22 protein-coding genes are annotated in these 24,773 nt (G+C 32.1%); 12 read left to right on the top strand and 10 right to left on the bottom strand.

The genetic code is table 11. The annotated features are described in order from the left end of the window. Nucleotide 1: 1 nt before the first annotated feature. Nucleotides 2-1,498, bottom strand: a complete 1,497-nt coding sequence (locus F1Z66_RS08940; protein WP_149863310.1) for a carboxypeptidase M32 — start codon at nucleotides 1,496-1,498, stop codon at nucleotides 2-4. Between the two features lie 445 nt (nucleotides 1,499-1,943). Here F1Z66_RS08940 and F1Z66_RS08935 point away from each other — a divergent pair, with 445 nt between their 5' ends. Further along, entirely contained in the window at nucleotides 1,944-2,759 is an 816-nt protein-coding gene (locus F1Z66_RS08935; RefSeq protein ID WP_149863272.1) for an aldo/keto reductase, read from the top strand. A gap of 536 nt (nucleotides 2,760-3,295) precedes the next feature. Here F1Z66_RS08935 and F1Z66_RS08930 read toward each other — a convergent pair. Further along, on the bottom strand, nucleotides 3,296-4,264 hold the full coding sequence (locus tag F1Z66_RS08930) for an EamA family transporter (protein WP_149863271.1): 969 nt from the start codon (nucleotides 4,262-4,264) through the stop codon (nucleotides 3,296-3,298). 213 nt (nucleotides 4,265-4,477) lie between these two features. Between F1Z66_RS08930 and F1Z66_RS08925 the strand changes: the two genes are divergently transcribed. The 3 genes from F1Z66_RS08925 to F1Z66_RS08915 all read left to right on the top strand — a co-directional run bounded on the left by F1Z66_RS08925 (nucleotide 4,478) and on the right by F1Z66_RS08915 (nucleotide 6,992). After that, entirely contained in the window at nucleotides 4,478-5,671 is a 1,194-nt protein-coding gene (locus tag F1Z66_RS08925) for a site-specific integrase (RefSeq protein ID WP_149863270.1), read from the top strand. Between the two features lie 137 nt (nucleotides 5,672-5,808). Next, nucleotides 5,809-6,597 carry a sensor histidine kinase gene (locus F1Z66_RS08920; protein ID WP_149863269.1) on the top strand — a complete coding sequence of 263 codons (789 nt, stop codon included), beginning with the start codon at nucleotides 5,809-5,811 and terminating at the stop codon, nucleotides 6,595-6,597. Between the two features lie 56 nt (nucleotides 6,598-6,653). Further along, on the top strand, nucleotides 6,654-6,992 hold the full coding sequence (locus tag F1Z66_RS08915; RefSeq protein ID WP_149863268.1) for a hypothetical protein: 339 nt from the start codon (nucleotides 6,654-6,656) through the stop codon (nucleotides 6,990-6,992). 2,328 nt (nucleotides 6,993-9,320) lie between these two features. On the opposite strand, the gene F1Z66_RS08910 is transcribed toward F1Z66_RS08915, so the two are convergent. The 3 genes from F1Z66_RS08910 to F1Z66_RS08900 all read right to left on the bottom strand — a co-directional run bounded on the left by F1Z66_RS08910 (nucleotide 9,321) and on the right by F1Z66_RS08900 (nucleotide 10,623). Continuing rightward, nucleotides 9,321-9,590: a hypothetical protein gene (locus F1Z66_RS08910; RefSeq protein ID WP_149863267.1), complete on the bottom strand. Its 270-nt coding sequence runs from the start codon at nucleotides 9,588-9,590 to the stop codon at nucleotides 9,321-9,323. Between the two features lie 250 nt (nucleotides 9,591-9,840). Beyond that, the gene (locus tag F1Z66_RS08905; protein ID WP_149863266.1) at nucleotides 9,841-10,089 is read right to left on the bottom strand and encodes a hypothetical protein; all 249 of its coding nucleotides are present in this window, start codon (nucleotides 10,087-10,089) and stop codon (nucleotides 9,841-9,843) included. Nucleotides 10,090-10,182: 93 nt separating this feature from the next. Continuing rightward, on the bottom strand, nucleotides 10,183-10,623 hold the full coding sequence (locus F1Z66_RS08900) for a hypothetical protein (RefSeq protein ID WP_149863265.1): 441 nt from the start codon (nucleotides 10,621-10,623) through the stop codon (nucleotides 10,183-10,185). A 184-nt stretch (nucleotides 10,624-10,807) separates the two neighbouring features. Between F1Z66_RS08900 and F1Z66_RS15470 the strand changes: the two genes are divergently transcribed. The 3 genes from F1Z66_RS15470 (at nucleotide 10,808) to F1Z66_RS08890 (ending at nucleotide 12,158) form a co-directional block, all read left to right on the top strand. After that, the gene (locus tag F1Z66_RS15470) at nucleotides 10,808-10,945 is read left to right on the top strand and encodes a hypothetical protein (protein WP_154670528.1); all 138 of its coding nucleotides are present in this window, start codon (nucleotides 10,808-10,810) and stop codon (nucleotides 10,943-10,945) included. Nucleotides 10,946-10,948: 3 nt separating this feature from the next. Then, nucleotides 10,949-11,200, top strand: coding sequence for a hypothetical protein (locus F1Z66_RS08895; RefSeq protein ID WP_149863264.1), 252 nt, complete (start codon nucleotides 10,949-10,951; stop codon nucleotides 11,198-11,200). 184 nt (nucleotides 11,201-11,384) lie between these two features. Continuing rightward, nucleotides 11,385-12,158: a hypothetical protein gene (locus tag F1Z66_RS08890; RefSeq protein WP_149863263.1), complete on the top strand. Its 774-nt coding sequence runs from the start codon at nucleotides 11,385-11,387 to the stop codon at nucleotides 12,156-12,158. Between the two features lie 2,383 nt (nucleotides 12,159-14,541). Here the strand turns inward: F1Z66_RS08890 and F1Z66_RS08885 are convergent. Further along, the gene (locus F1Z66_RS08885) at nucleotides 14,542-14,823 is read right to left on the bottom strand and encodes a hypothetical protein (RefSeq protein WP_149863262.1); all 282 of its coding nucleotides are present in this window, start codon (nucleotides 14,821-14,823) and stop codon (nucleotides 14,542-14,544) included. A gap of 289 nt (nucleotides 14,824-15,112) precedes the next feature. Next, on the bottom strand, nucleotides 15,113-15,280 hold the full coding sequence (locus F1Z66_RS16075) for a hypothetical protein (RefSeq protein WP_201448617.1): 168 nt from the start codon (nucleotides 15,278-15,280) through the stop codon (nucleotides 15,113-15,115). Nucleotides 15,281-15,879: 599 nt separating this feature from the next. On the opposite strand from F1Z66_RS16075, the gene F1Z66_RS08875 reads away from it, so the two are divergent. Further along, nucleotides 15,880-16,254 (top strand): response regulator, encoded by a 375-nt coding sequence (locus F1Z66_RS08875; RefSeq protein WP_149863261.1) that lies wholly within the window; start codon nucleotides 15,880-15,882, stop codon nucleotides 16,252-16,254. 137 nt (nucleotides 16,255-16,391) lie between these two features. Here F1Z66_RS08875 and F1Z66_RS08870 read toward each other — a convergent pair whose 3' ends face one another. Then, nucleotides 16,392-16,661 carry a hypothetical protein gene (locus F1Z66_RS08870; protein WP_149863260.1) on the bottom strand — a complete coding sequence of 90 codons (270 nt, stop codon included), beginning with the start codon at nucleotides 16,659-16,661 and terminating at the stop codon, nucleotides 16,392-16,394. Between the two features lie 663 nt (nucleotides 16,662-17,324). Beyond that, entirely contained in the window at nucleotides 17,325-17,882 is a 558-nt protein-coding gene (locus F1Z66_RS08865; protein WP_149863259.1) for a DDE-type integrase/transposase/recombinase, read from the bottom strand. Nucleotides 17,883-18,709: 827 nt separating this feature from the next. Here F1Z66_RS08865 and F1Z66_RS15465 point away from each other — a divergent pair. The 4 genes from F1Z66_RS15465 to F1Z66_RS08855 all read left to right on the top strand — a co-directional run bounded on the left by F1Z66_RS15465 (nucleotide 18,710) and on the right by F1Z66_RS08855 (nucleotide 21,569). After that, nucleotides 18,710-18,853 (top strand): hypothetical protein, encoded by a 144-nt coding sequence (locus tag F1Z66_RS15465; protein WP_154670527.1) that lies wholly within the window; start codon nucleotides 18,710-18,712, stop codon nucleotides 18,851-18,853. 20 nt (nucleotides 18,854-18,873) lie between these two features. Then, nucleotides 18,874-19,008 (top strand): hypothetical protein, encoded by a 135-nt coding sequence (locus F1Z66_RS16255; protein ID WP_255437907.1) that lies wholly within the window; start codon nucleotides 18,874-18,876, stop codon nucleotides 19,006-19,008. Nucleotides 19,009-19,703: 695 nt separating this feature from the next. Next, nucleotides 19,704-20,897 carry a hypothetical protein gene (locus F1Z66_RS08860; RefSeq protein WP_149863258.1) on the top strand — a complete coding sequence of 398 codons (1,194 nt, stop codon included), beginning with the start codon at nucleotides 19,704-19,706 and terminating at the stop codon, nucleotides 20,895-20,897. A 135-nt stretch (nucleotides 20,898-21,032) separates the two neighbouring features. Further along, nucleotides 21,033-21,569 (top strand): winged helix-turn-helix transcriptional regulator, encoded by a 537-nt coding sequence (locus F1Z66_RS08855; protein ID WP_149863257.1) that lies wholly within the window; start codon nucleotides 21,033-21,035, stop codon nucleotides 21,567-21,569. 323 nt (nucleotides 21,570-21,892) lie between these two features. Here the strand turns inward: F1Z66_RS08855 and F1Z66_RS08850 are convergent, their stop codons facing one another. Beyond that, nucleotides 21,893-23,005, bottom strand: coding sequence for a hypothetical protein (locus tag F1Z66_RS08850; RefSeq protein WP_149863256.1), 1,113 nt, complete (start codon nucleotides 23,003-23,005; stop codon nucleotides 21,893-21,895). Between the last annotated feature and the right edge of the window lie 1,768 nt (nucleotides 23,006-24,773).

The raw sequence follows: 24,773 nt of genomic DNA, 5'->3' as shown, positions 1-24,773 counted from the left end.
TTCAAACACAGTATTTATTCTCTATATAGGTAATAAAGTAATCCGGGTTGTAACATTCTCCAAAGTTTTTTGCGAGAAGATCTTTTGGAGCGTATGTAGAACCATACTGATGTATATTTAACCTCAACCAATTTCTAATCGGATCAAAATTTCCTTTCTGGATATCTTGTTCGTATTCTGACAGGTCCTTATGCATTTTGGAAGCAATGATAGCCGAAACTAAGTTTCCTAACGTATAGGTTGGAAAATAACCGAATAGACCACTACTCCAATGGGTGTCTTGAAGAACTCCCTGCGAATCTGTTGTCGGTCTGATTCCAAGAAGATCTTCCATTCTATCGTTCCAATAATCAGGAATTTCCCTAACTCTCAGCTCATTACCGAATATTTTTTTCTCAATTTCATATCTAATTGCTATATGTAAATTGTATGTAACTTCATCCGCATCGACTCGTATGTAATCAGCTTTAACGTTATTAAAATAAAAGAACAAATCTTCATCCGTTGCCTGTTTTGTATGATCAACGTAATCTCTAATCAAAGGCGCTATCAAGTGAACAAATTGTATGCTTCTACCTACAATATTTTCCCAAAATCTTGATTGAGATTCATGAAGACCAAGTGAAGTTCCACCTTCAATAGGAGTATGAGACAAAGATTGGTCGCATTGTAAATTGTACAGTGCATGTCCACCTTCATGAATAGTGCTAAAAATCGACCTTTTGAAGTCTGAACCTTCATACCTAGTAGTAATCCGGACATCATTAAGACCCATGGTCTCTGTAAAAGGATGAGTAGAAATATCCAATCGGAATCGCTTCATGTCGTATTGTAAAAGTTTTAAAATGTCTTGATTAAGTTTATCCACTTTTTCAATATCATATTTTATTGTAGTAAGATTACTCTCTTGGCAAAATGGACTGTTTGAATCTCGGAGTTTTTTTAGAATCTGTTGAATACGCGGTGTTAATGTCCCAAAAACTCTATCCATATCGGCTACAGTTAGTTGCTCTTCAAAAACATCTAAAAGCGCATCATAAGGATGTTTTTCATATCCCTTCTTGGCAGCGATCTGTTTTTTTATCTCCACCATATTTTCAAGATAGGGCTCAAACATCTTAAAATCAGATTTAGATCTAGCTTCCCTCCAAGCCATATTTCCCCTTATTCTAGCAAGAGATTCTGCCTCTGTCAACTCCTTTGGTATTTTAATCTGTCTTACAATTTCCCTGTCTAGTACTCGCACTACACCTTTCTCAGTGTCACCGAGATTTTCTAGATTTTTTGCCGATTCAACAAGACTGACAAAATCTTTGTCTAGTAAAAGATCTTTATGTAACATTTGCAGTTGTGAATCGGCTACGCCCCTATCCTCAGTTCCTTGTCTGGGCATATATGTCTCAAAGTCCCAACTCATTAAAGAGATGGCATGTTTTAAAGACCATAGTGGCTTGTAAGCATCAAGGACTTGATTCATTAGGGGATTCTCGGATCTCATTCTATTCTTACCTTTGATGCAATCTATTTTATCGGTCAATTAATTTTTGCTGAATAAGACAGTCCTTTCAAAGATAAAACTTTAGAAAAATAACCTGAGTCATTATTCCTATATATAGTATATAGACATATATTCATTAAAACTATTACTGCCCTAGTCTTCTATTACAGTTCAGCAGCAAGAAAAAGTTCACTAATGTATTCAAAAAAGATACAGAATTCAGTCACATAGAATAATCGCTCAATGAATTAATCCTCAAAGCAGTAGAAGCAGCAAATAGACACACAGGTTAAGACATTTAAGTACATTCGCAAATGCATTTTCAAAATGCAATAAGGATCTTAGGTTTCAAATCTACAACTTAAAAATAAATTTTTTGATGTCTTTTAAGCAACGATTATCATAGATAGGGTTAAGTCTATTAATGATAATTTCTTTCGTATAGATGTCTTTTTCGCTCAACTCTACTACGAAATTAAATAATGGAGTTCAAATCCCAAGAATCGGACTAGGAGTTTATCAAATTCCCCCGGGCATACCAACAGTCAGAGCAGTTAGGTATGCTTTAGAGGTCGGATATAAACACATTGATACTGCCAAGATATATGGTAATGAAGTTGATGTTGGCAAAGCATTAAAGGATAATTCTTCAAAAAGGGAAGACATATTCATAACAACAAAGGTCTGGAACACCGATCAGGGATATGATTCTACTCTTAATGCTATTGATTCCAGCCTAAAACGACTTGGACTTACCTATGTGGATTTGTATCTCATACACTGGCCAGTTGCGGGAAAAATCAAGGAAACATGGAAAGCCATGATAAAGTTATTGAAAGAAGGAAAAGCAAACGCCATAGGAGTCAGTAATTATTCCATTGATGAATTACAAGAAACGATACAAGATAGCGATATTATACCTGCAATTAATCAAGTGGAATTCCATCCCTTCAACTACTCAAAAGATCTATTAAAGTTCTGTGTAGATAACAAAATTCAAGTCGAAGCTTATAGTCCATTGACTAGGGGAAGAAGACTAAATCATAATGAAGTTCTTAGAATTTCAAAAAAATACAACAAAAGTCCTGCACAGATACTAATCCGTTGGAATTTGCAACATGATTTGGTTGTAATTCCTAAATCTAGTCGCGAGAATAGAATTTTAGAAAATAGTGAGGTATTTGACTTTCAAATTAATCAAGAAGACATGAGAACCTTAAATAATCTAAATGAGAATTTAAGAACAGTCTTTTTAGATTAAAAGCATTTTATTAATACACATTATCTTTAAACCAAGTAAATAATCGTGCTATCCATATTCTTAGTATATTTCAATTCTAAAATTTTGTCATTTACTTAAGTATTAATACCTATAACAACAGATGCGACTCCAAAGTCTTGCGATCATCAAACTATCTTCTCCATTATAGATATTATAAAATTTAAACGTCAAAGGCATTTGAAATTTAGCCAATGTATTGACGTAATTTTATTTGGGTTGATTTGTTTTCATCCAGTAAGTCATCAATAACAATGACATCTCTTTGGCTTTGTATTAGACAAGACTTGGTTTTTTTAGTAGTAAGAATGGAATTTTTTAATTTGTTATTACGCATCCCGATAATATGCTCTAAGAAATATTTTTAGAATAAATGACATTGTTCTAGTATCCGAGTTAGAAAATAACTCCACAATTGGTCATTTAGAGACATAATCACATTTAACTAAATTTGACTCACAACTGTCATTCGAGATCAAAGATTAGAAAGATATTTACAAAACTAGTCAGTCTGACAATCAAAACTTTCCCCTATTTGCTATCAATACAACTCCGATCATTATTATCATAGTAGCAACTACTAGCTGAATAGTGATAACCTCATCAAGTATAACCCATCCCAAAATTATGGCAATCACAGGGCTAACGTAAGCAAATGTATTTGCAAGCGTTGCAGAAGTATATCTAAGTATCCAAAAAAATCCAACCCAACCTGCAGACCCTACCGTTATGAGATAAATCAACGAAATAAATGAATTCCTAGAAATTGTATCACCGTGAAATTTCTGGAGTTCGCCAGTTGTAACACTTAATACAAGTAAAAGAAGTCCGCCTACAAATAGCATCATACCGGTCGAAATAAATATGTTGTCTGGTAGATCTGCTTTTGAAGAATATAACGATCCCCCTGACCAACTAAGGGTAGCCACCATCAATGCAAGTATGCCAACAAATTCAAACTTCGTGTTGGAAGAATTGATCTCTACAAATTGTGCCAACAAGGTAGGAGATATCAAAATAATAAAACCAATCGACCCTAATACCACACCTAGTATGGTAAATTTCTTTAGCTTTTCTTTGTATAAGAACTTTCCCAGCAGTAATATCCAAATAGGAACGGTAGAAAATAGCAGGGCGGTAAAGCTAGATGAAAGAAATTGTTCACCCCAAGTCAACAGTCCCTGACCACCCAATATCAAAGCGGCTCCAATAATCGATGCTTCCCTCCATTGTTTCTTACCAAATAGTTGAACAATTCTAGATCTGATTCCGATTTTATAATCCCGAGTTAACTTCCCTTCAGTGAGATAGTTTTTGGAAGGTATCAGAAAATTCAACAATAAAAGAAGACCCCCTGATAATGCATATCTGGTTCCTGACATTAAAAAGGGAGGTATAGTATCAATCGAAATTTTTATACCTATATATGTAGATCCTATAACGACCCAAAGCATTATTAAAACGAGCCATACTTTTAGGTCAGCCATATAATCATACCCATGGTAATAATAATTTCTATTTTAGTGTGACTCTAGTTGTTATTTATTTATTTATTTATTTACATTTTAATTATAGCTTATTTAGGAAAGTGAAATAATCTACCTATTGCTACCCCCCTCATTTTCAAAATTATTAATTGTATTTAATCACTCTATATAGCATATTTAATAGCTACCATATTGCTATACAGTCTAGATATTATGAAAAATTCCACTTCACTTACAACTAGCATTTTTAATCTGATTAGACCCGAGGTAACGGATCATCTCGCATATCGAAATTTTATAAATTCCTTGAGATCAAGATATACCAAAGATGCATATTCGATTTACCTAAACAGATTCTTAAATTTACCCCAATACAAAAATAAAACTCTAGATGAAATTCTGCAAACTAATCCCAAAGAATTAGAGGCAGACATTATAGAGCATCTGATATTCATGAAAGATAATGAGGGCTTATCCCATTCCTCTTTATCCCTTTTTCTAGCAGCACTTTCTCACTTTTTCACTATTAATGACGTTCTCATAAATAGAAAAAAAATATCAAAATTCATAGGAGAGCATGAAAACAAACAAGAATACAGACCTTACAATCTAGATGAAATTTCTAAATTACTCTCATTACAAGATGAACGAGGCAGAGTCTGTGTATTACTAATGGCTTCAACAGGAATGCGAGTAGGAGCTTTACCACATATTAGATTAAAACACCTAAAGAGATGGAATATAGCAAATACAACAAAAGACTTTATTTATCAAATAACAGTATATGGTAACTCACCTAAATCAAAATATCTTACATTTTGTACTCCTGAAACTGCTAAAGCCATTGATGAATATTTGGACATGAGAAAAAGACATGGCGAATCATCATTAAAAATAGATGAAAATGGCAACTGGATTCCAGGAGATACAGCTCTAATAATTAGACAATTCAATAAACAACTTAATACTGCACTATACTCATCTAAAACATCTATCTTACCTAGTAGTATCACTGAAAAAGTTATAATCCATAAATTACATCAACTAGGAATCAGAGAAAAAATCCATACAACAGAAACTATGAGTCAGAAAGAAGCACCCAAAATCAGACATGAACTACACCCCTGTCATTCCTTACGTATTTTTGCAATAACACAAATGCAGAGAGCCAAGGTAGACAAGACAATTAGGGAAATGCTAGTAGGCCATTCAACAGGCTTAGATAAGGTCTATTACAAGCCCCAGGATGAAGAGATTTTACAAGAATATCTTAAAGCAGTTGACCTTCTAACAATATCAAATGAGCACCGCTTACAAAAACAGGTAGACTATTACAAAGAAAGAGAGAGTGATCTATCCAGAATGAGTTTTGAGTTAGCAGAGATCAGAGAGAAATTGGGCATCTGAAATAATTGGAGAAAAAATGATTCCATCATCATCATACCGAAGCATAGCAGGTATGATATGCTTCTCAAGATTGCAAATAAGAAAGTCCATTTTGTATTATGGATTCATTTTTTAGTACGTAGGATATTAAAATAACCATGAAGAATCTGTTAGACTCCTATTTGGATTTTTGTAATTTTAGGAAAGATTATAATGAAAACAGTAAAATCATCGTCAAGAATGACTTCCTGACCCCTACTCATATTATACCTTTGTACCATTTTATCACGACTAATGATATTCCTTCAGAAAATATTATTATTGAAAATCAAGATGTCCATTCCTATTTTGAAAACATCATAAAGAAGGATATTTCGTCTAGATCTACGTTTACTTATATTCCATTGACGAGGTTGCCCGAAGATCATACAAATTTTGATTCTGAAATGGATTCAATTTACAATATTCTGAAGGACAGGTTTTCAGACCCAACTCCTTTATTTTATATTTTCCAAGAACTTATAAACAATATTTATGATCATTCCGAATTTACAAATGCTTTTTTTATGGCGCAGGAGTATAAACAACAAGGATTATTGGACTTTTCGTTTTTCGATGATGGATTAACAATACCAAGAGTATTTAGAAATAGTGGAATAGGATTACCAGAAGATGTGGATTGTATCTATAGAGCTTGGAAGGGAGTAACAACCCGTCCTGATGCAGGTAGAGGGAAAGGAATTCGTTCATCATATAATATATGCACCAATCAATATGAAGGCGAGTTTCTAATAATATCAGGTAAAGGTATATTAGATCTGAGAAAACCTCCTAGAAAGCACAAACCAAATGATCCTCATTTCCACCTTAATGGTACCATGATTAGCGCTAGATGCAAATTCATGGAGCCAAAGGGAAAATTTATTGATAATTTAGTTTGGGAGTAATTTTATAGGCAAAACTTTGGAAATATAAAAATTCAATAACGAGTTGGTCTTATTCATTGAATATGTCAAATATTCCTATTATTTCAATAAAAGATTCAATTTCTCCTCATTTAGCCATTCGAAAGAGCGTTATTTCCTTCTTTGAAAAGGATATCATACATAATCCTTCTTATCAATTAAAAATCGATTTTTCGGAAGTAAAGTCAATAAGTCATTCATTCGCAAACCAATATCTTCTTAGCAAGAAAGATGTTAATAAAGAAATTAATGAAATAAACATGCCATCAAACGTTGCAGAAATGATAAGTTTGGCTCAAAATGCGATAGATTCTCCGAAGAGAACTGAACCCATTGCTGATCAAGAGATTCCAACCGAAGAATTGAAACAATCATAGTGAAAAAATTTTCATTTTCTCTTCTTAATATTCTAAATCGAAATACTTGTATTTGCAAAGCAATAATTAATCAAGTTAGTCAATGCTATTTTGATAAAATGTAACCTAAGTCACAGAATAACTATTAACAATTGCCACTGTAACTATTATAAATTATCGGCTGCAGCAAGCATTTTGAAGATTCATAAAGTTCTAATCCACTATTACTTTCAATATTTAATTTGATTAAATCCATCCCACATTTTTTAAATATTTCATTTCATTTCTTCCTTTTAACTATTCTTAAGTAAATTCATCAATAGACTTTATGATACTATAATTTGATCAACTATTTATCACAACTCCTTCGAGAACTAGTCATCCGAATCATTTTCAATTTAGGTGGAAACATAGCTGTTTGGTTGGCCATAAGATTATGGAACTGGTTTAGGACAATAGGATTCATTCGTTAGTCTAATCTTCATTTTTTTCAATCGTCAATACTCTAGTTCATTGCCAATTGTAATATAATTAATTGAAAACATGGCATGGTTTTATAAAATTCTAATATAAAATGATCTGTGTAAATACAATAAAATAAATAATAACCAAAATACTTAAAAATTCTTACGTACTTTGACTATCTACAACTGAACAAGGGGAAAAACAAATCAAGCATTCTTTGTGTAGATGTGGAGATGTAAGAAGATCAGGAAATGTTTGACTGCGAATTATGCACAATGGCAAGTTGCTGATCTCTTTCTCTACATTTTGTATTGGATGAATATTATTTCACTTGTACAATGCTTTTATCAAAAAACTTTAATTGATGATTGCTATGGTTATCTTTCCGTTCTATAAGTTAGTTCGGAACCTGATGAATACAGGGTGGATATGCTAATGTACTTTACTAGGTTGCCTACTAGTAAATCCACCCTGTATTTTTAACATTGTCATAATGATTTAATCTCAATCCAAATAATCAAGACAATCTTTATTTAATTATTGTAGTAAGACTATCATAAAATAATTCACGTCATATGTCCAATGCGGTGAGGATGGGTGGTGGCCCGGTCATATCAACTACCATTGAAAGTAAGTATTACCATACCTTTTTTGATCCGCACCAAAGCCCATCCTGTATATTATTAGAAATTAAAAAATTTTATTTTATTTCGCCACCCAGTTCTCATTAACCATTATTTAAAATATAAACAAGAATAACTGATATTTTTCAATATGACTTTTAACTAATCCATATATTATATTTTCATATTAATAGCAACCGTATGCACCTATCCCTTAATACGCATGCATTCGACAGGGAAGGTGTATACAAAGACAAGTGGCATGTATTTGTCTTCATTTCATGTGGGATGAGCCCATGATTACTGCTTTGTCATATTGGCTATTGATTTTCATTCATCATGCGGTTCATCCCCCATTTTCTCCACTTGTAAAATAAGAACAGATAATCTAGATCATTGATAAATAATATTTTTACCATATTAATTCTTGCCCTAATCTCCGGGGTATCAAGACAAGTACCACACAGCTTGGAACGCAAAGAGAGAGAAAAGTAGAACAAAAGTAAAGGCTACAATCATGTGATAAGTATCGTTACAAAAAGTGATCCACTCCTCTAATATCAGGCATTCAGACGATCGCTTATTCATCTAATATACTACTACCTCATTTGAAAGCACGGTGATGACGATTGCACAAAGGTAAGGAAAAAATAGAAGGATTCATATCCTCACATCTACGTCTATTCATTCGCTCATACCTTCATTTGATCCTACCATTACCAAATGAGAAAAGTGCTTGCGTTGAGACGCGCAATAAGAATACAAAAGCATGAGAAAGTTCCCCATGTGAACTTCTAATTGACGCCTTTGCTATTCTCATTTCCTCTCTGTGCTACTTATTACTTTAATAATTCTAGGAGTCCTTTTTTTGATTATCATCTAGCTTTCACCCTATCCAAGGTGCTACATTTCGAACAAAAAACATTAATAGTTGATAACGTAGCTTACCCTGCAACTTTTAAAAAAGAAGGGAAGTTGCAAGTGTCATAAAATGTCCAATGTGGGATGAACCTAAAAACCTTCATCCTTTTCCGTAGGCTCATATACAATAGGTTCATCTCACATATTTACTATAATATATGATCTGATAATCAAGATAAAACTTTAATTGATGAAATTCATTATTTATCCTCCGAATATTCAACCATTCGGTTTCTACGGACACAGGATAGATTATACCAATACCTTCATGGGGTGGTGGATCCATCCGTGTAATCTATCCTGTGTATATATATAATACATACATAAGCACATCTCAAAATTACCTCAGCTTCCCTGCTCTCTTTAGCTTCTCAACTTCATCTAATGAATGAACAAAGTTCATGTGTTTACATCCAAAACCCATAACCTCATTATGGTGGTCGCAGTGTAGTGGTCCACCCTTGATAAAAATCTCGATATCTTTCTTTAAGATATTGTCTCTTACCAACAATACATTATCGTAATGGTCTTTAAGGTAATAATCTTCATCATTATCATTATTATTATTCTTGTCTGATTGGGGAGATTTAGTAGATTTTGATTTACTCATTCTATTTGATTTTTGCATCCTACTTTAACTATTTATTTTTCTATCCCTCATTTAACAATATTTTACTCCTCTACTACCTTAACAAGACCCAATATAGAATCGTGTTTTGCTATAACCTCTACTATATCATTTTCTTTTAAAAAATAATACAACTCCTCACATACTTTATACCTTTGGTTGGTCGAGGTACAAAAATAATAATTAAATGCAGGTCCAATTTCGGAATCAGTATTTTCTAAACGCTCTTTTGTTATAATCGCAATAACAATATTTCTATTTTATCTTTTCTTTCGTAAATAAACAATAAAGTAGAAATGCAGGCAATAATGAAGGCAAAAACTAAAAATATCCACCCTACACTCAGATTTAACGGTAGTGTAACAAAAGCAATGACGAAGCAAAATAATGAAACTCCTATAGAGCCTAAGAATGTACGATGATCCCTACAATCAATTTGATTTTCTTTATTGATTTTCTCCGAACTTGAGTTGAAGTTCATAACCTTACTTTTGCAGATTTATTTGCCTTCTACGACATTAATCTATAATATTTTACCGTAGAGTTTACTCCTTGATTTTACAATATTTTCAGATTATATCTGACCTGAAGGACGTGTATTCATTTCAGTATAATTCTTCCATCCTTCTAATCTTTGTTTTGATCTTTTTAGATTAAGTTTTATTAACTCGGGTAATGCCATTGTAAACCTTACATGCAGACATTCTATTGACTCGTCCTGTTCGCAAAATATCTCAAATCCGTCATCACAACTGCTATCTTCATGATACCTTAGTTTAATTGTGATTGTTTTGTTTTGTTTTTCGTCATGCAGAAATATCGTGTTATTGGCTACATATTCTAAGGAAAGATTGGGTGCAAAGATCTTTAGGAACTCATCTCTTTCTACGTTCATGAGTAGAGTCTCATTTACATAATCCTGCAATGTCTTACCCTTTTGTTCCGCTGCTAATTTTATCTTTTGATATACCGACTCAAATATTGCCACAGTTAGTCTTTTATTAGACTTCACCATTTGTATTAATTTGGCATGCTATTAACATGCTAATAAAGATATTGTAGATAATGTAGAAAACAAGTGTATAAGAATTGTATGATAAAATTGTATATTATATATAAATTTATGCAATACTATGTAGTATTGAATGTTAAAAACACACAATCGACATACAATAAGTCCAAAAAGACGAGTTAGTGTCATGATAAGTGAGAGCATAAACAAGAAACTAAACATTCTGGCAAAGTATTATGAAATGCCAAAGAAATATGTCATAAAGATGCTAATAGAAGAGAAAATAGACACATTTCATCAATGTAATAAGGGGGTTGCAAACTAGAAAATGAGTTATTCTACACCTACCTATCAAGTAACAAAGAATAACCAATCCAATGCTAACGAGTATGCAACTTCCCCCGATGCTAATACCTACACTAAAATACTTAGAACTTTCGTTTATGAAGAAATCATCAAAACCGCCAAGAAAAGAAGTAAAAATGATGTTCCTAAGTTTGACATAGATTCTAAAGATCTATTGAAAACTGCAATCAGTCTTGCAGATGCAGAATTTACCAAAAGGAGGTGTTTAATCTAAACTGTCAGATACAACAGATCGAGCAGAATTCAAAAGAAAGTTTGTAATGGAATATGACGCTATTTTGGGAGATATTGAGATAGAGCATGACGAATATCCAACTAACTATTAGAGAAACAAAAAGACAAGATTCTAAGGCTTGCTAAAATTCTGGATGAATCAGGACATCCTAAAGAGACTATTTGTGCAAGTTTGCAAGGATGTTGATAAATACGATATTAAGGAACGATATGTGAGAAAGATTCTCCCTGACGAGTATAAAAATGCAAACAAAGTCAGGGATCCAATTTGCGGCCCTAGGGCCGCAAATGTGACAGTGGAGCAGAAAAAACCTCTTTTAGTAACTAACAACGGTGAGACAACAGATCAAAATGCAGAAAATACACTAGACGAAATATACGGAGGAAAATCATTCTCACAGATGAAAAAAGAGGCTGATATTGAAGTTGCAGATGATAAAGAAGAGACTTTGGAAAACCCTGCAAACGGTCTACAACATCATCGACAGCCTACTACTCCCACTACTGCTTTTCTCTCTGATAAATCTCCAGAGTTTAGAGCAATGGAGGCAAGGATGGATGAGATGACCCAAACCATGAATCAATTAGTAGAGGATAGAGACACAGCAAGACAGCAAACAGAAAGTTGGTCAAAGAAATTCAATCAGGTGAAAGGAGGTTTAATGGCTGAGGAAGATAGGAGACTCAATGTAGAAAATAGCAATTATCGAGTATTGTTACAAGATGTAGATAGAGAAAGTCTTGCAAAGGAAGGATACAAAAAAGTTGAGGTTTTCAAACTACAACAGGACACAATCAGAATGTTAAAGGAAGTATCTAGTAAATCAGAGAGAACGTTCTTTTTATTGGTTCATACCAAAACAATGCAGATCAAAGCAGCAAAAACAGATAAAGAGATGCATCAAATTCAGGCCAAAAGAGCTGCAGGAGTTTTGTAAGCTAATGTATCTCAAAGAATTAGACTCTATCTCTACTTTTTTTGATAAGAAAAGCAATAATCTGCAAGGGTCTGGTATATCAAGAGATTTTACTAAATAACAAAATCTTATGCCTCAAATAATAGAGGCGGATATATGGGAGCAACTATTGAATCTGTTTATCAGGTCCTCAAAAGACTCCAACAATACCTCTATTCGTGAATAGCATAACTACTAACTGTAATATCAAAATATTCCTAGTCAAGCATAAACTAATCAGGGAAGTATCTCCAGAGGATAATTTGAAAAGTGAATACCTAACATACAGATATTACTCCATAGGTGTAAAGGGACAGGAATACCTCAAAAGATACGAGGGATTTAAGGAGCTGATTTCTTAACAACATGTCTAAAATAAAATATGACTTTGATGACCTGATAACACATAGAATTAGATCCTAATACGACATTTGCTAAACTCATATGCTTATTATACGAAAGGATAATGTAAATGCCATTACTTTCAAACGATTTCTAAATTCATTCAAAATACTCGTAACATGAGACGATAAACTAGTAATGACTATAAAGAAACTAAAAACAAAATGTTACTTTCTAACCAATGATTGGATGGTTTACGAAGTGAGATTCAAACAACAAGAAGAGGTATCAAACTAACATATGTGGATTCTGTCAGGGTAATTGTTGAAAAGATAAAAAAAATCAATGTAGTATAATATTAAAATCTAAACTCGAAGTTCACTGGATGTGAAATAGTCTTAGACACAGACTCAATGCGCTGCATTGCTATTGTTGCAAAAGTAGACTCAGAAAAAGAACTCCAAGAGCTAAGAATTCTTTAAAAGCTAAAATAATTAGGCCTCGGGTAAAAATGTATTAGAAAAAGAAATGGGAGTTTCATTTTGTAAAGGTAAATGCTATAGCGAAAGCAGTTATCAGGGAATTGCAGGTAGACTGCATAACTCTAAATGTTCTGTCTGTGAGATAGCCTAAGACACAAATAGCCCTAGATGCTACTGCTGCAATACTTTACTAAGAAAAAGGAGATCCAGGAATCCACGTAAGAAAAAGATGTCGCCTCTTATTCCGAAGAGGTATTAACTAATCAATAATGAGTATTATCGATCGATACTTAGACTTCAAAGTTCAACAATGAAATCAATATAATATAACTCAAGTATACTGTCATAATTGCGACAAATACTATTGCTTTTTGTATGATCTATGTCTATGTAAAAACAACAAAGAGAAAGAATTACCTAGGAAAGGAACAAACAACATGTCAAACTCTAAATTTTATGAGACTAATTCACCTCTAGATAACACGACTAGAGAGGATTAATCAGAAATAGACATAGAAAATGATATACCCTTAAGCGATGATTGCGAAAATATAATGCTACAAGAGATAAGAGAGGGCAACAAACTACAATGTCCTAATTGCGGATCAATTAATATACAATCCTCATTATAATGAATTAGTCAAGGTCGAGAACCAGGAAACAACACTAGACGAACTTTCTAGTAATGGGGAACTATCTTTTAAAGATGAAGAGAATGCAACTATAAGAAAAACCCTCAATCATAAACAAGCAAGATTAGAGGATATAGAACACGTTATAAAGGAATTTGAAAGATACAGAGATATGGAAATAATAGACAATACTAATTTGCAACTCAGAAAAGAGAGGGGTAAATTTAGAGTATTACTACTCAACGTTTAAGAGAAATATTACAATCCTTGAATAAATTACATGATAAACTGTTAGAACTACAAAACAAAATCCAAAAGAAACTTAAGTGGAGAACCAGAGAAAGAAAATATATCATACCATGAGGATATATCAGTTGAGATAATAGAACAGGAAAGAATGGGAATCTAGAACCATGACTAATAACAACAACAACGAATCTAAAACTTGTTTATATGTTAAACATGCTAAGTGTATGAACTCTTTTTGTATTTGTATATTATAGATATTTCTGATTTCAAAATAAATGATGATGTGTATTTATGAGTATAGCTTATTAGATGACACTAGTCCTCTTATCAAATTTGTAATACAATCTCCAATCTCAACACATCAATCCTATGCTGGAATTCACGAATTCAATACGATAATAAAAATTATTGATGGCTACAAACCTGTGAAAATAATTGTTAGTTGTGCTAATATGCATGCTAAAACCATTGTAAAATTCATTAGCAATTTGCTACCTAAAGGATATAAATTCACCATACATAGAACTATTATTGGGAGTTATCCTATCTCATCACGAATAATTCTTTTGAGATTCAGGTTAATTGAATTAGACGTCAATAAATAGAAACAACAGATTATTAACTAAATTAACAAATAAATCTACAAATCATTTTGTCCAATTAGGATAAGGGAAAATAAATATATTCACAAACAGGGCACCGGATCATGAGAGGTCTATTATGCCAAAGTGGCATCGGACCCATATCGCAACTTTTATTATCACAATCAATACAAAATACAAGAGGTATAAACTGTTCTCTAAACCGTATCCCATCTACAAAGCGCGTTGAATAACATTCATCATTGTCAAGGGTAACTCCCAATTTTTCAAGTGTATTTCGATCTAATTTCGAGACATAAATTGGATCATGGTATTTCGCATCAAAAAATTCCTCTGTCACATCCTAACATGGTTTTACAACAAATTATAATATTTTAATAAATATCTATTTCGGTTCTAAATAGTCATATATCCATAACAATTGATAGATGTCATAATATTGTTTAAAATTTATAAGAAATTACAAGCATTTCAATCATTTATAAAGTCATAAAAAATCAATAAATGAATTATGTAATTACATTTGAATAACTAAAAAGTGTAAAACTATATTTAGAAAATAATAAATCCTTATAGCCCATAGCGTTCCTGTTTAATGAAATATAAACTTAAGAAATGAATAGATCATTTTACTGGTTCTGATTGTTGATTCTATTCAATACATCCTGATAGTCAGTTAATGGCACAATCTTTACGGTATTGTATGAAGAAATTCCAGATTCTATACAAAGCTGTTCTATATCATGGGCACTGTTTGCTTGGACTAAAATAAACCACTCGTGTTCTAAAACAGACATGTAAAATCCATTAATTTCTTGGACTCTATATTTATCAGAATTTGACTTTAGTTTATTGTAAATCTCCTTAAAGATTTCTTTGCTTTTGTTATTATTTAGAGGTCATGACTCTGGACTATGGATTACAAATATTCCGAACAATTTGTATGATCAACTCATCAATTTTTCCTAGGTTATTTCATATATAAATTCAAATCATAATTAAATAATTAAAAATCACAAACATATTAAATTAATTTTATATATTGGCGATTGAAATTATCAGGGCGCGATTAACCTGCAATGAATTATTGTAATGGGTTCTGCTGAAATGAAAAGAATATCAATGCTGCTTACATCTTAGGGCTTGACTCAAAATATACTACCTGTGAGATTGCATATAATACGGATGAATTTAGATGTTATAGTTGTCGTGGCAGACTTAGAAAACGAAGTGCTAGATCAAATAGGTCTAGTGTTGCAAAATTGAGAAGGGAACAATTCACAAGATATTAGAATCAGACAATTAATAATGATAACATTATGTCATATCTAATCCTTAAAACGTAATAGTAGGAATAATTTTATATATTTCCAAAGCTAATTTCAAATTTATTCCTGTGAACCCGAAGATATTGATCATAGATGATGAGTTAGATTTTCTGAAAATGATACAGGAGTATCTATCTAAAATAGGTTATAATGTAATTGCCTTTAATGATCCTTTCGAAGGTTTCAAATATTTTAAACTTAATAGTTCTGAAATTGTGGTGATTATAACTGATTGGAGAATGCCAAAGATGAATGGTCTTGTATTGGCGACACAAATAAGACAATTGAACATAATGGTAAAAATTGTAATGCTAACGGCTTATGATATGGGTATAGTAAAGGCTTGTCCAGAATATGAAACAGCAAAAATATATAAAATTATTCAAAAACCTATTAGACTTTTACTTTTAAAGAATTTATTAACCGAATTACTAATACTGTGATTTCGGTAATCTAAAAATAAATCCATAAAGCTTTCCAATATTAGTAAACCTTTGAACAAAAGTGTTATAAAATCATGTAGCTTTTATCTTTCTATTATCTGAAGATTTTTGGAGTATAAGGAAAGTATAGGATTTCACTATTCATAAACAGAAGAATGATTACGTTGAGAAGGGTTAGTATATTTTAGTCCTCTTGAAGACTTTGCCATATCTTGATTAGTTAATACCTTTTTCTTTTTGTATATTTTATCTAAATCAAGCGATTCTCCTTTCTCTTCAAATCCTATTTGCTCTTGATTGATATTTGATTCAAAAGTGGAAATTTCGATTGATTTTTCTACAAACGTATAACTGTCGCTTTCTTTATCATTATCTTTTAATATTTTAATTTTTGATTTTCTTTTCATATTTTTTCTCTTCCTTATCCAATAATTTTGAAATCTCTTACAATTCGTTTAGCGTTTTATCTTTGCAATCAAAACATGTATCAATACTTGATTAAGGAATGAACTATAACCTAGAAGGATGTTTTGATAAAAGAATACTAAATGAATAAACTAAGGGACAGGATTTCAAAAGTATTCTTGATATAAAGTTATTTCTATTATTAATATATTTAAGATTTACTGAATTGCATTGCACGATTGGGAAAATTCCATGACAGTAGATGGGTTGTAGATGAGAGACGAGTATCCATAAAAATAGATCAATAGTTAAATACTTTTTTTAATAATAGTAAAGTACTCTCAGGTCAAAACCATTAATTTGGGGCAACTGTAGCTAAGGAGGGTGTTGGTATTCCACTTATAAACCCTCCTTTATAATTAAATTAAAAAATAAACAGTATTTTTATAACTTGTTATCTCAGACACTTTACTTAGATCCCGAAAAAGACATAAAGTCAAGTCAATACAAAAAAAGCCATCTCTATTCGGCTCCTAGAGATGAGTTCAGTACCATGGGTTTATCAATTCTCACACATCTCTAAGTTTACTTTAAAAATTATTATCACGGAATGGCTCTGTTAACTTAAGTCATTATATCCTTATTGTGGTTACACACAAAAAGATTCACCCAATTATAACGTGTTTTAGTTTACAGTTTTCCAGTCGGCATGGAAAGTAATCATCGAAACTTTCGGTTCTGTCCTTGATGTATTGCACTGTTCTTTCAATGATACTTTTTTCAAACGATGAATGAATGTGATGTTCTAGTCCAAGGAATCTACAAGCTTGCGGATACCAGGTTCCACCATCGGTCGATATAGCATGTTTTCCATGAATCCTAATTAACCCTGACAGAAATCTTTCAGCAACAAACATGTTTCTCTCTTTAGATATGGATAGCGAGAGTATTTGCCTGTTTTCAGGCTCGATTGCAACCCAAATCCAGATGTATTCAGAACCAATCATGATCAAAGTTTCATCTACAATATACTCCAGAATTTTCCTTTTCCTAACCCGTATCTTCAGCGGTTTGTACTTTTGAATCCAATTCCAGATGGAAACATGATTTCTCTGGTATATTTGAGATAATCTTTCAGATGTTTTCCTAAGAGAAAGACCTGAAAAGTACAAATGCAACCCATAGTAAACATACTTTGAAGGTGTTTTATTTCTAGTATTCACAAAAGAGATGGAACATCTTCAAGCTATAAGATTTCGTTAAATGAACAGAGCCTTTACAACACATATTTTCATTTATTCATGATTTAAATGAAGCAAAAAAGAATTTTGAACTTATTTTCCTTCTAATTACTTGCAAATAGAACTAGATTATCTGGATAATTCTTTTGAAGAAAAAAGCGAGGTTATCTGTATTTTATTTAGTAACGCTGCATGAATTATTAGATAGTGTTATTATTAAAGGTAGTAGAGTCGACAGTATGAGAAGCAAATTTGATCGAATTCTACCACCCATAAAAGTCACCTCGCATAGGCGAGAAGTACCTATTTCAAAATGAACAATTTGTTAACTCATACTAAAGTTAACCGAGACTTTTACTTACAGAAAATTCTGAGTTGTAGCAATCACATATCTAGTCGCCAGCCCGATTAGTAGTCGAGCTCTTTTAATGAATATACTGCAGTAATAACATAAATAATTGACAGTTTCTATAATGTTACCAGGAATTTTAATAAGCGACAAAATATAGTGATTGATTAGCCACCCAAGAAAATAGATACTAAATAATTGTCGGTATAGATAATGTATGGAATATTGATATATTATGAATTTTTTAACAGCAATATGGACATTTTTAAGGACTTACAAAGACAAAATAGTTCAATTGCATTTGCGACAGTTCATAGTTTTGGTAGTTACAACAACCTCGCTTATTAGTTCCCCAGTCGCAGATGCATAGCAACAGAATGATACAAAAACAGGTACTTTTAATCACACTCAGACAGACGAAACAGGTAGCCATAAATGGATTAACACAGGCAACTGGTCATTGACTGGCATTAACTCGTCATCACCTACCTTTGAAGCAGTTATTGACATGGCAAAACCAGACGGATCAGCGGCTCACGAACACGAGATAATAACTTACAGATTTCAGAACAATCAGACAATCAAAATAATACAACGGAAATAAACGGCACCATTACAATCACAATGAGGGAAGGTCCTGTTGATGATGAACCAACAACAATTACACTAAGTGAAAACGATATTTCAGTATACTTTGACCCCACCGAAATAGATAACCATTTTGGAAATCAGTCAATAACAGGGTCAATAACAGAATAAATATTTTCTTGGCACTATTCATCCAATTTTTTGTTATGTTATTTTGATTTAATTATCAATTACAATATCATGATATTTTTTTAATGATCATGACGAGAATAAATGACTAGTTTGATAGCAAAAGATTTCTTTTTATTTTTTTCCTTGCAAAGGAGACCAGATAATAATGTGAATTCTGAGATTCTACATCCAAGAATACTAGGTAAAAATGGCATCATAATTATTTCACTTCAGTTATACTTTCAACTGTATGGTGTATGGTGTATTATGTTGTTTTTTATATTTGGATAACATTTTTATAAAGTTCTGAATTGTTTCCTCGATAGAGAATATACAAAAAAATTGTATGAAAATTCTTGCTCAATTGCTGCGTGTTGGTTTAATCCCTTATTTAGGGACAATAATCTAATCAGATATGCAAATAATTGCCCGAATTTTAAAACAATTACTTAAGACGATGAGCATCAATTATAACAAATCTTCTCTTTAAATCAAACTGTTTTTTTCTATTTAAATATTAGATAATACTATCTTATTTATTTCATTTCTACAAACATTCTACTTATGAAACTTATTGTCATATTCATTCTAACTTTAATATCAAACAAACTTACTATACCTTTTCATAAACAAATATACTTTCTAGATTTAGAATCGTATGTCTATTATATATTTTATTTTGTCAAAAAGTTATTGTGCGAACTAACGTTACTACTATTGGTGCAACTGTTGTGTTAACTCTATTGGTATTAGGGTTTCAATCATCAGTATTTGCACAAAGTGTAAATTCATTTGGATTATCAATAATTGGTAATTCTCAATTAGACGAAGCAAATACGAAAATTAATGAGAAACTGGATGAAGCACAACAAAAGCTTTCATCTATAGATCTTGGAAATTTTGTGAATATGGATGTTTCCGAAATTTTGGATATGTTTAGAGATCTTATCCCTCTTCCAGGTAATGGAATGGGTAGTGGTGTTACTGGCCAGATAGGTGTATTGATATATACACACGGTCTAGGGTATCCTGGAAGCCATGATCCGGAGAAGACCGAGCCAATCAAAGCAGCTCTTGAGAAACTTGGATACCCAACCGAGATCATAACTCATATGCCATATAACTGGGATGAAGGATTGCAAAAACTCGATGATAGGGGAGTAAAATACGTTATCTTTATGTACTCTGACTTATTTGGTCCAGATTCAACAGTAATTCACAACGTGACAAGGGGATACTTTGGTGGGATAGAAGAATACAAGTACTGTCCTAATCCGCCAGAGGGTCCAGATAGATGTCGATACATGGGAATGCTGACTACTCCAGCAAGCCAAACAAGCGATGCAACCCTTGTCTTTTCAAGACCTGCAAGCCCAGATGACCGAATCTTGAGAGAAATATTTGTTAAAATTGCAGAAAAGGCCAATTCAGAAAATAATGGTAACCCAGCAAATGAAATATTTGTAAATATTGGTCATGGTGCAAAGTCTAACTTAAATGACATGGCTCAAACAAAGGAATTAACAAGTGCTGCCAAATATGTTCAACAAAAAATCGGTTACGCTGATGCCTTTGGAGTTACTGCAAGAGAAGACTGGCCTGATCTTATGGAGATCGCAGTACCTGCAGCAGTTGACAAGATAGAACAATCATTAGCCGAACATGATGCTGATAGAGTTATACTTGTTCCAGCCACAGGTGGAATGGGATATGACGCTGTTAAGGAAGAATTAGACAACAGGGGTATTTCTTATGTCGAAGCCGATGCACCAATCCCAATTGGTTCAGATGAATTCGTACATTGGGGAATCAAGAATGTATTGGGAACTACAGCATTTATTCTGAAGGAAAAGCCCACTGAAAATACTATAACACCTGATTGGAACTAGATATCGGGAAGGGACAACAACCTTTTTTACTCTACAAATTAACACACTAACACACACATTTTTTTCTACAGATATTATTATCATGAATTAATGAACTTTGAACCATTGTCTAACAAGCAGATTGAATGAATAAACATGTATAAAACCAAGGCAAATGAATTTAGGTCAATAATATATCAAATAATTTTATCCACTCCAGGTATTAGATACAATGATCTGTTAAGAACCACAAAATTTAATCATGGAGTTTTATCATACTCTCTTGATGTATTAGAAAAAAAGGATCTTGTAAAGTCTTTTAGGCGTTCAAATGGCAAAATAACGAGATATTATTCTACATCGATTCCAGATGAATATTTTTCAATAATAGGATATTTGAAAAACAAAACTACTAGGCAAATAATCTTGTTTTTATATGATGTTTACAAGGAAAAGAGTTTCACAGAAATAAAAATCCATATCAATAAGGCATCGTCAACAACATCTTGGAATATTAAAAGACTGTTAAACGACAATATAATAATCAGAATAAAAAGTAAAAAAAGTACCACTTTTGGTTTGGCTCAACCTCAGATAGCATCAAAGATTTTAGATAGTTTTGATAATTTAATACTCGATCGAACGTATTATGACGCGAAAATCTATACTCATATGATTAATCCCTTTGTATGACCATTAGTTAGGTAGTATGTCAAACTAAGACTATGATAATGGTTTTTAACTACCTTTGTTTATTACGAGTTTTAGTCAACGTTCCACTTAACAATAAAAATATATCCTATATGCTGTATCACTCTTTAAAGTAATTAATATATATCATATATTCAGAATCATTTCAACACATTCTACATTACAATAATTTAGGTTATTCGGTATCTAAAAAGATATTAAGAGCGATCCTAATCATCATTTTTCAGACAAGCTTATTCCATTATACAAAATAAATAAATAAATAAATAAACAAAATGTGATTGTAAGGTAAAAAATTTGGATGGTTATTGTGCAGTTGAATTTGATAAAGCTATTGCTGCATCATCCAGTACTGCGTTGATATCTGCAATATTTTGTTTTATCTCATACAGTGTAGCGTTTGAATCTATTTGGTCTCTAAGTTTTTCCCTTAACAATGATTCACCTTTGTCTGATAATTCTTTACCTATTGGAGCTTCGATAAACTCAAAGTTGTCCAAATAGGCGGTAGTTGCCAGTTCTTTGGCCTTTACCTTATCGTTTGTTTCGTAAGATGAAATCACTTGATCCAATAGACCACGGATTTTTGCAATATAATCACCTGAAGTAAGCTGCTCGTCAGATTGGGTTGATGTACCATTAGCTTGATTGTTCTCGCCTCCCAATTCTGAATTGATCTTTACTATCATTTGGTCAATTACCGATGGGTCTTTAAGATTGTTAACTGAATCTGTCAAGTTTGCAAAATCTGTTTGTAATAATGTTATTTTGTTGGCATCATTTGAAATATTTTGTGTGTCATTAAATAACAAGTATGCTCTATTGATAAAAGAGGACCCATCTTGGAACTCCACTATTTGGACTAATTTACCATCAGCAACTCCCTCCGCATACTCAGAGCCGGCGGTATTTAACAAGTCTTTTACTACGCTTGCATTGTGTTCGCTGGAGAGTAAAATGTTTGAAGGAATAACGGTTGAAATGACATTATCAGATAAATCTAGCGATTTAATTGATTGATTCTCAAAGTCAGCAATAGTACTGTTTTGCTTGGCCAAGTTATCAAGGTTAAAGAGATTTTCATAATATGTCTGATTTAGTTCACTATTTGATTCGTTTAATGGGATTGTAATTAAGCTCAGCACTTCTGCTATCGGATGCTCAGTATGTGCCAGAGTCAGTTTTTGATTGTTTGCAATTTTATTATCTACCGCCTTATCAATATGTCCATTTATTTGTTCAATATTTGAATGAAAACCAGTATAGTCAACAGTCTCGTTTAATCCATTTTGTGTTTGTGTATCATTTGACTGACCTATAGCAATATTAATTGGTGCATATGACACCAACAGTGCTACGCTCAATGCAGATACAAGTGTTACTAATGCTATGTTGATATCTCTAAAATAAAAATACATTGATGATATCGGAGAATTTAAAAATATAAATGAATTGAAAATTTTCTAGATTGAGAATCATAAATTTGTATCTTTCCTTTCGTCAATTATTGACCTACGTATAGTGTAAAAGTCAACGATATCTAGGGCCATTTTTTTCTGGATATGTTTTTAGAGGATTTTAAAAGGCTTTAATAGCGATGTACACAGTATTTATATCATACCCTTCATCTGTCCACTTAACCCTTCTAATCAAGGCTTTGAGCATATTCATAGTCGTCTTGAACCTGTCTCCATTAGTTAATGTAGAACAATATGGTATTGATTCACGACACATGAGATGGTTATAGATGCAAAAAGTACAAGAAAATCTATTCTCAGACTAAAAAATGATAATCTAGGTCAAGAATAAGTATAATTCTCTCGTTGACAAAGATAGGTCAATTCATTACTATCATAAGATCCCAGTCTGTGCGGACAGATGGAGGAATGAATCTGGTCTGATCCTTGACTTGAAAATCAGTCAGTCATCTCAAGGAGATCATTAAGAACGACAAACCAAAGAAAAAGAAAGAGAAAGTAGTAAAGGTTACATTCATGTGATAAGTATTTAATCATAGTACAGAGAATGAATAATTGTCTTGGTAATCTTGTACCACATTAAAAGGAATATCCTGACAATTGTAAAAAAAATCTTGTTGACAGCACTCAATTCTGTCTTACCATTCTTTTGCACAAACAAAGATACAAAAGCATGAGAGGCTCTTGAGACCTTTATTAATGCCTTTACTACTTTGTTATTAAAGATAATTTTGAATTCTGGTGAGATTAACCATTCAATAACCTAAAAATAAAATAATATTATATCATAAACCCTATCTTTAATTTTAATGCCATGAAATAATAATTTTATGATATAAAGTGGAAATAAAGCCGTCAAATAATTTCCTCAATCTTTCCAATTTAATCTCAAAAGATTTAAAGAATTCTCAATAAAATAAGATACTCGAAAGGCTTGATTACGTTTAGGTACTAGAATATTTGTACTCTAAAATTAGAGCAACAAATTACAGTCGATACTATGCATTAACGAAATAAAATTCACAATTGTCCTTATTATCTCTGATGTAGATGAGGTTTACTACCATGAAATAATGAAGTATAAAATTGGTGTTTTGAGGGATAGATGTTAGAAGAAAAAGCGTCAAGGTATAGATAAAAATGGATCAATGACCATCCACATAAATATCAATTCAATAATTCTCAATATTTAAAATCACCTTTTCTTTTTAATATAGATTCGTCATAAAATTAGTCACTTGACTGCCTCATGTAGAGGGATCTGTATTAGACATCAGGCCAATACCTTGGGTGTAACTTATAATAGCCGATATGCGGACGGTCAAAAAAGATGTCAAGTTTGTGAGTTGTATATAAATTGGGACATAGGGTCACATTGTCCTTGTTGTGGAAGTAAACTACGTACACGTCCAAGAAATAAACGCTTGAAAAAAAAATATAGACAAAGAAAATTAGATAAGAAGGAAAATATTAGTATCAATATCATTCATGGACAACAAAATCAAATGTCTGAATTAATTAATAATATCAATTTTTTTAAAAGTTAGATATTCAAAATATGGTTAGTTTGATTATTATTCATAATTTGTATTGATATATGTATAAAACTCTGAAAGTAAAGTAATAACTCATCATCAACAAATCCAAAATCTTTATCTATTGTCTTATAATTTTTCAAAGCCCTCTTTTCATGTCTGTCTATGAGGGT

The organism is Candidatus Nitrosocosmicus agrestis, assembly GCF_008389435.1.
Classification (GTDB): Archaea; Thermoproteota; Nitrososphaeria; order Nitrososphaerales; family Nitrososphaeraceae; genus Nitrosocosmicus; species Nitrosocosmicus agrestis.
This window is presented reverse-complemented; position numbering and strand designations above follow the sequence as displayed.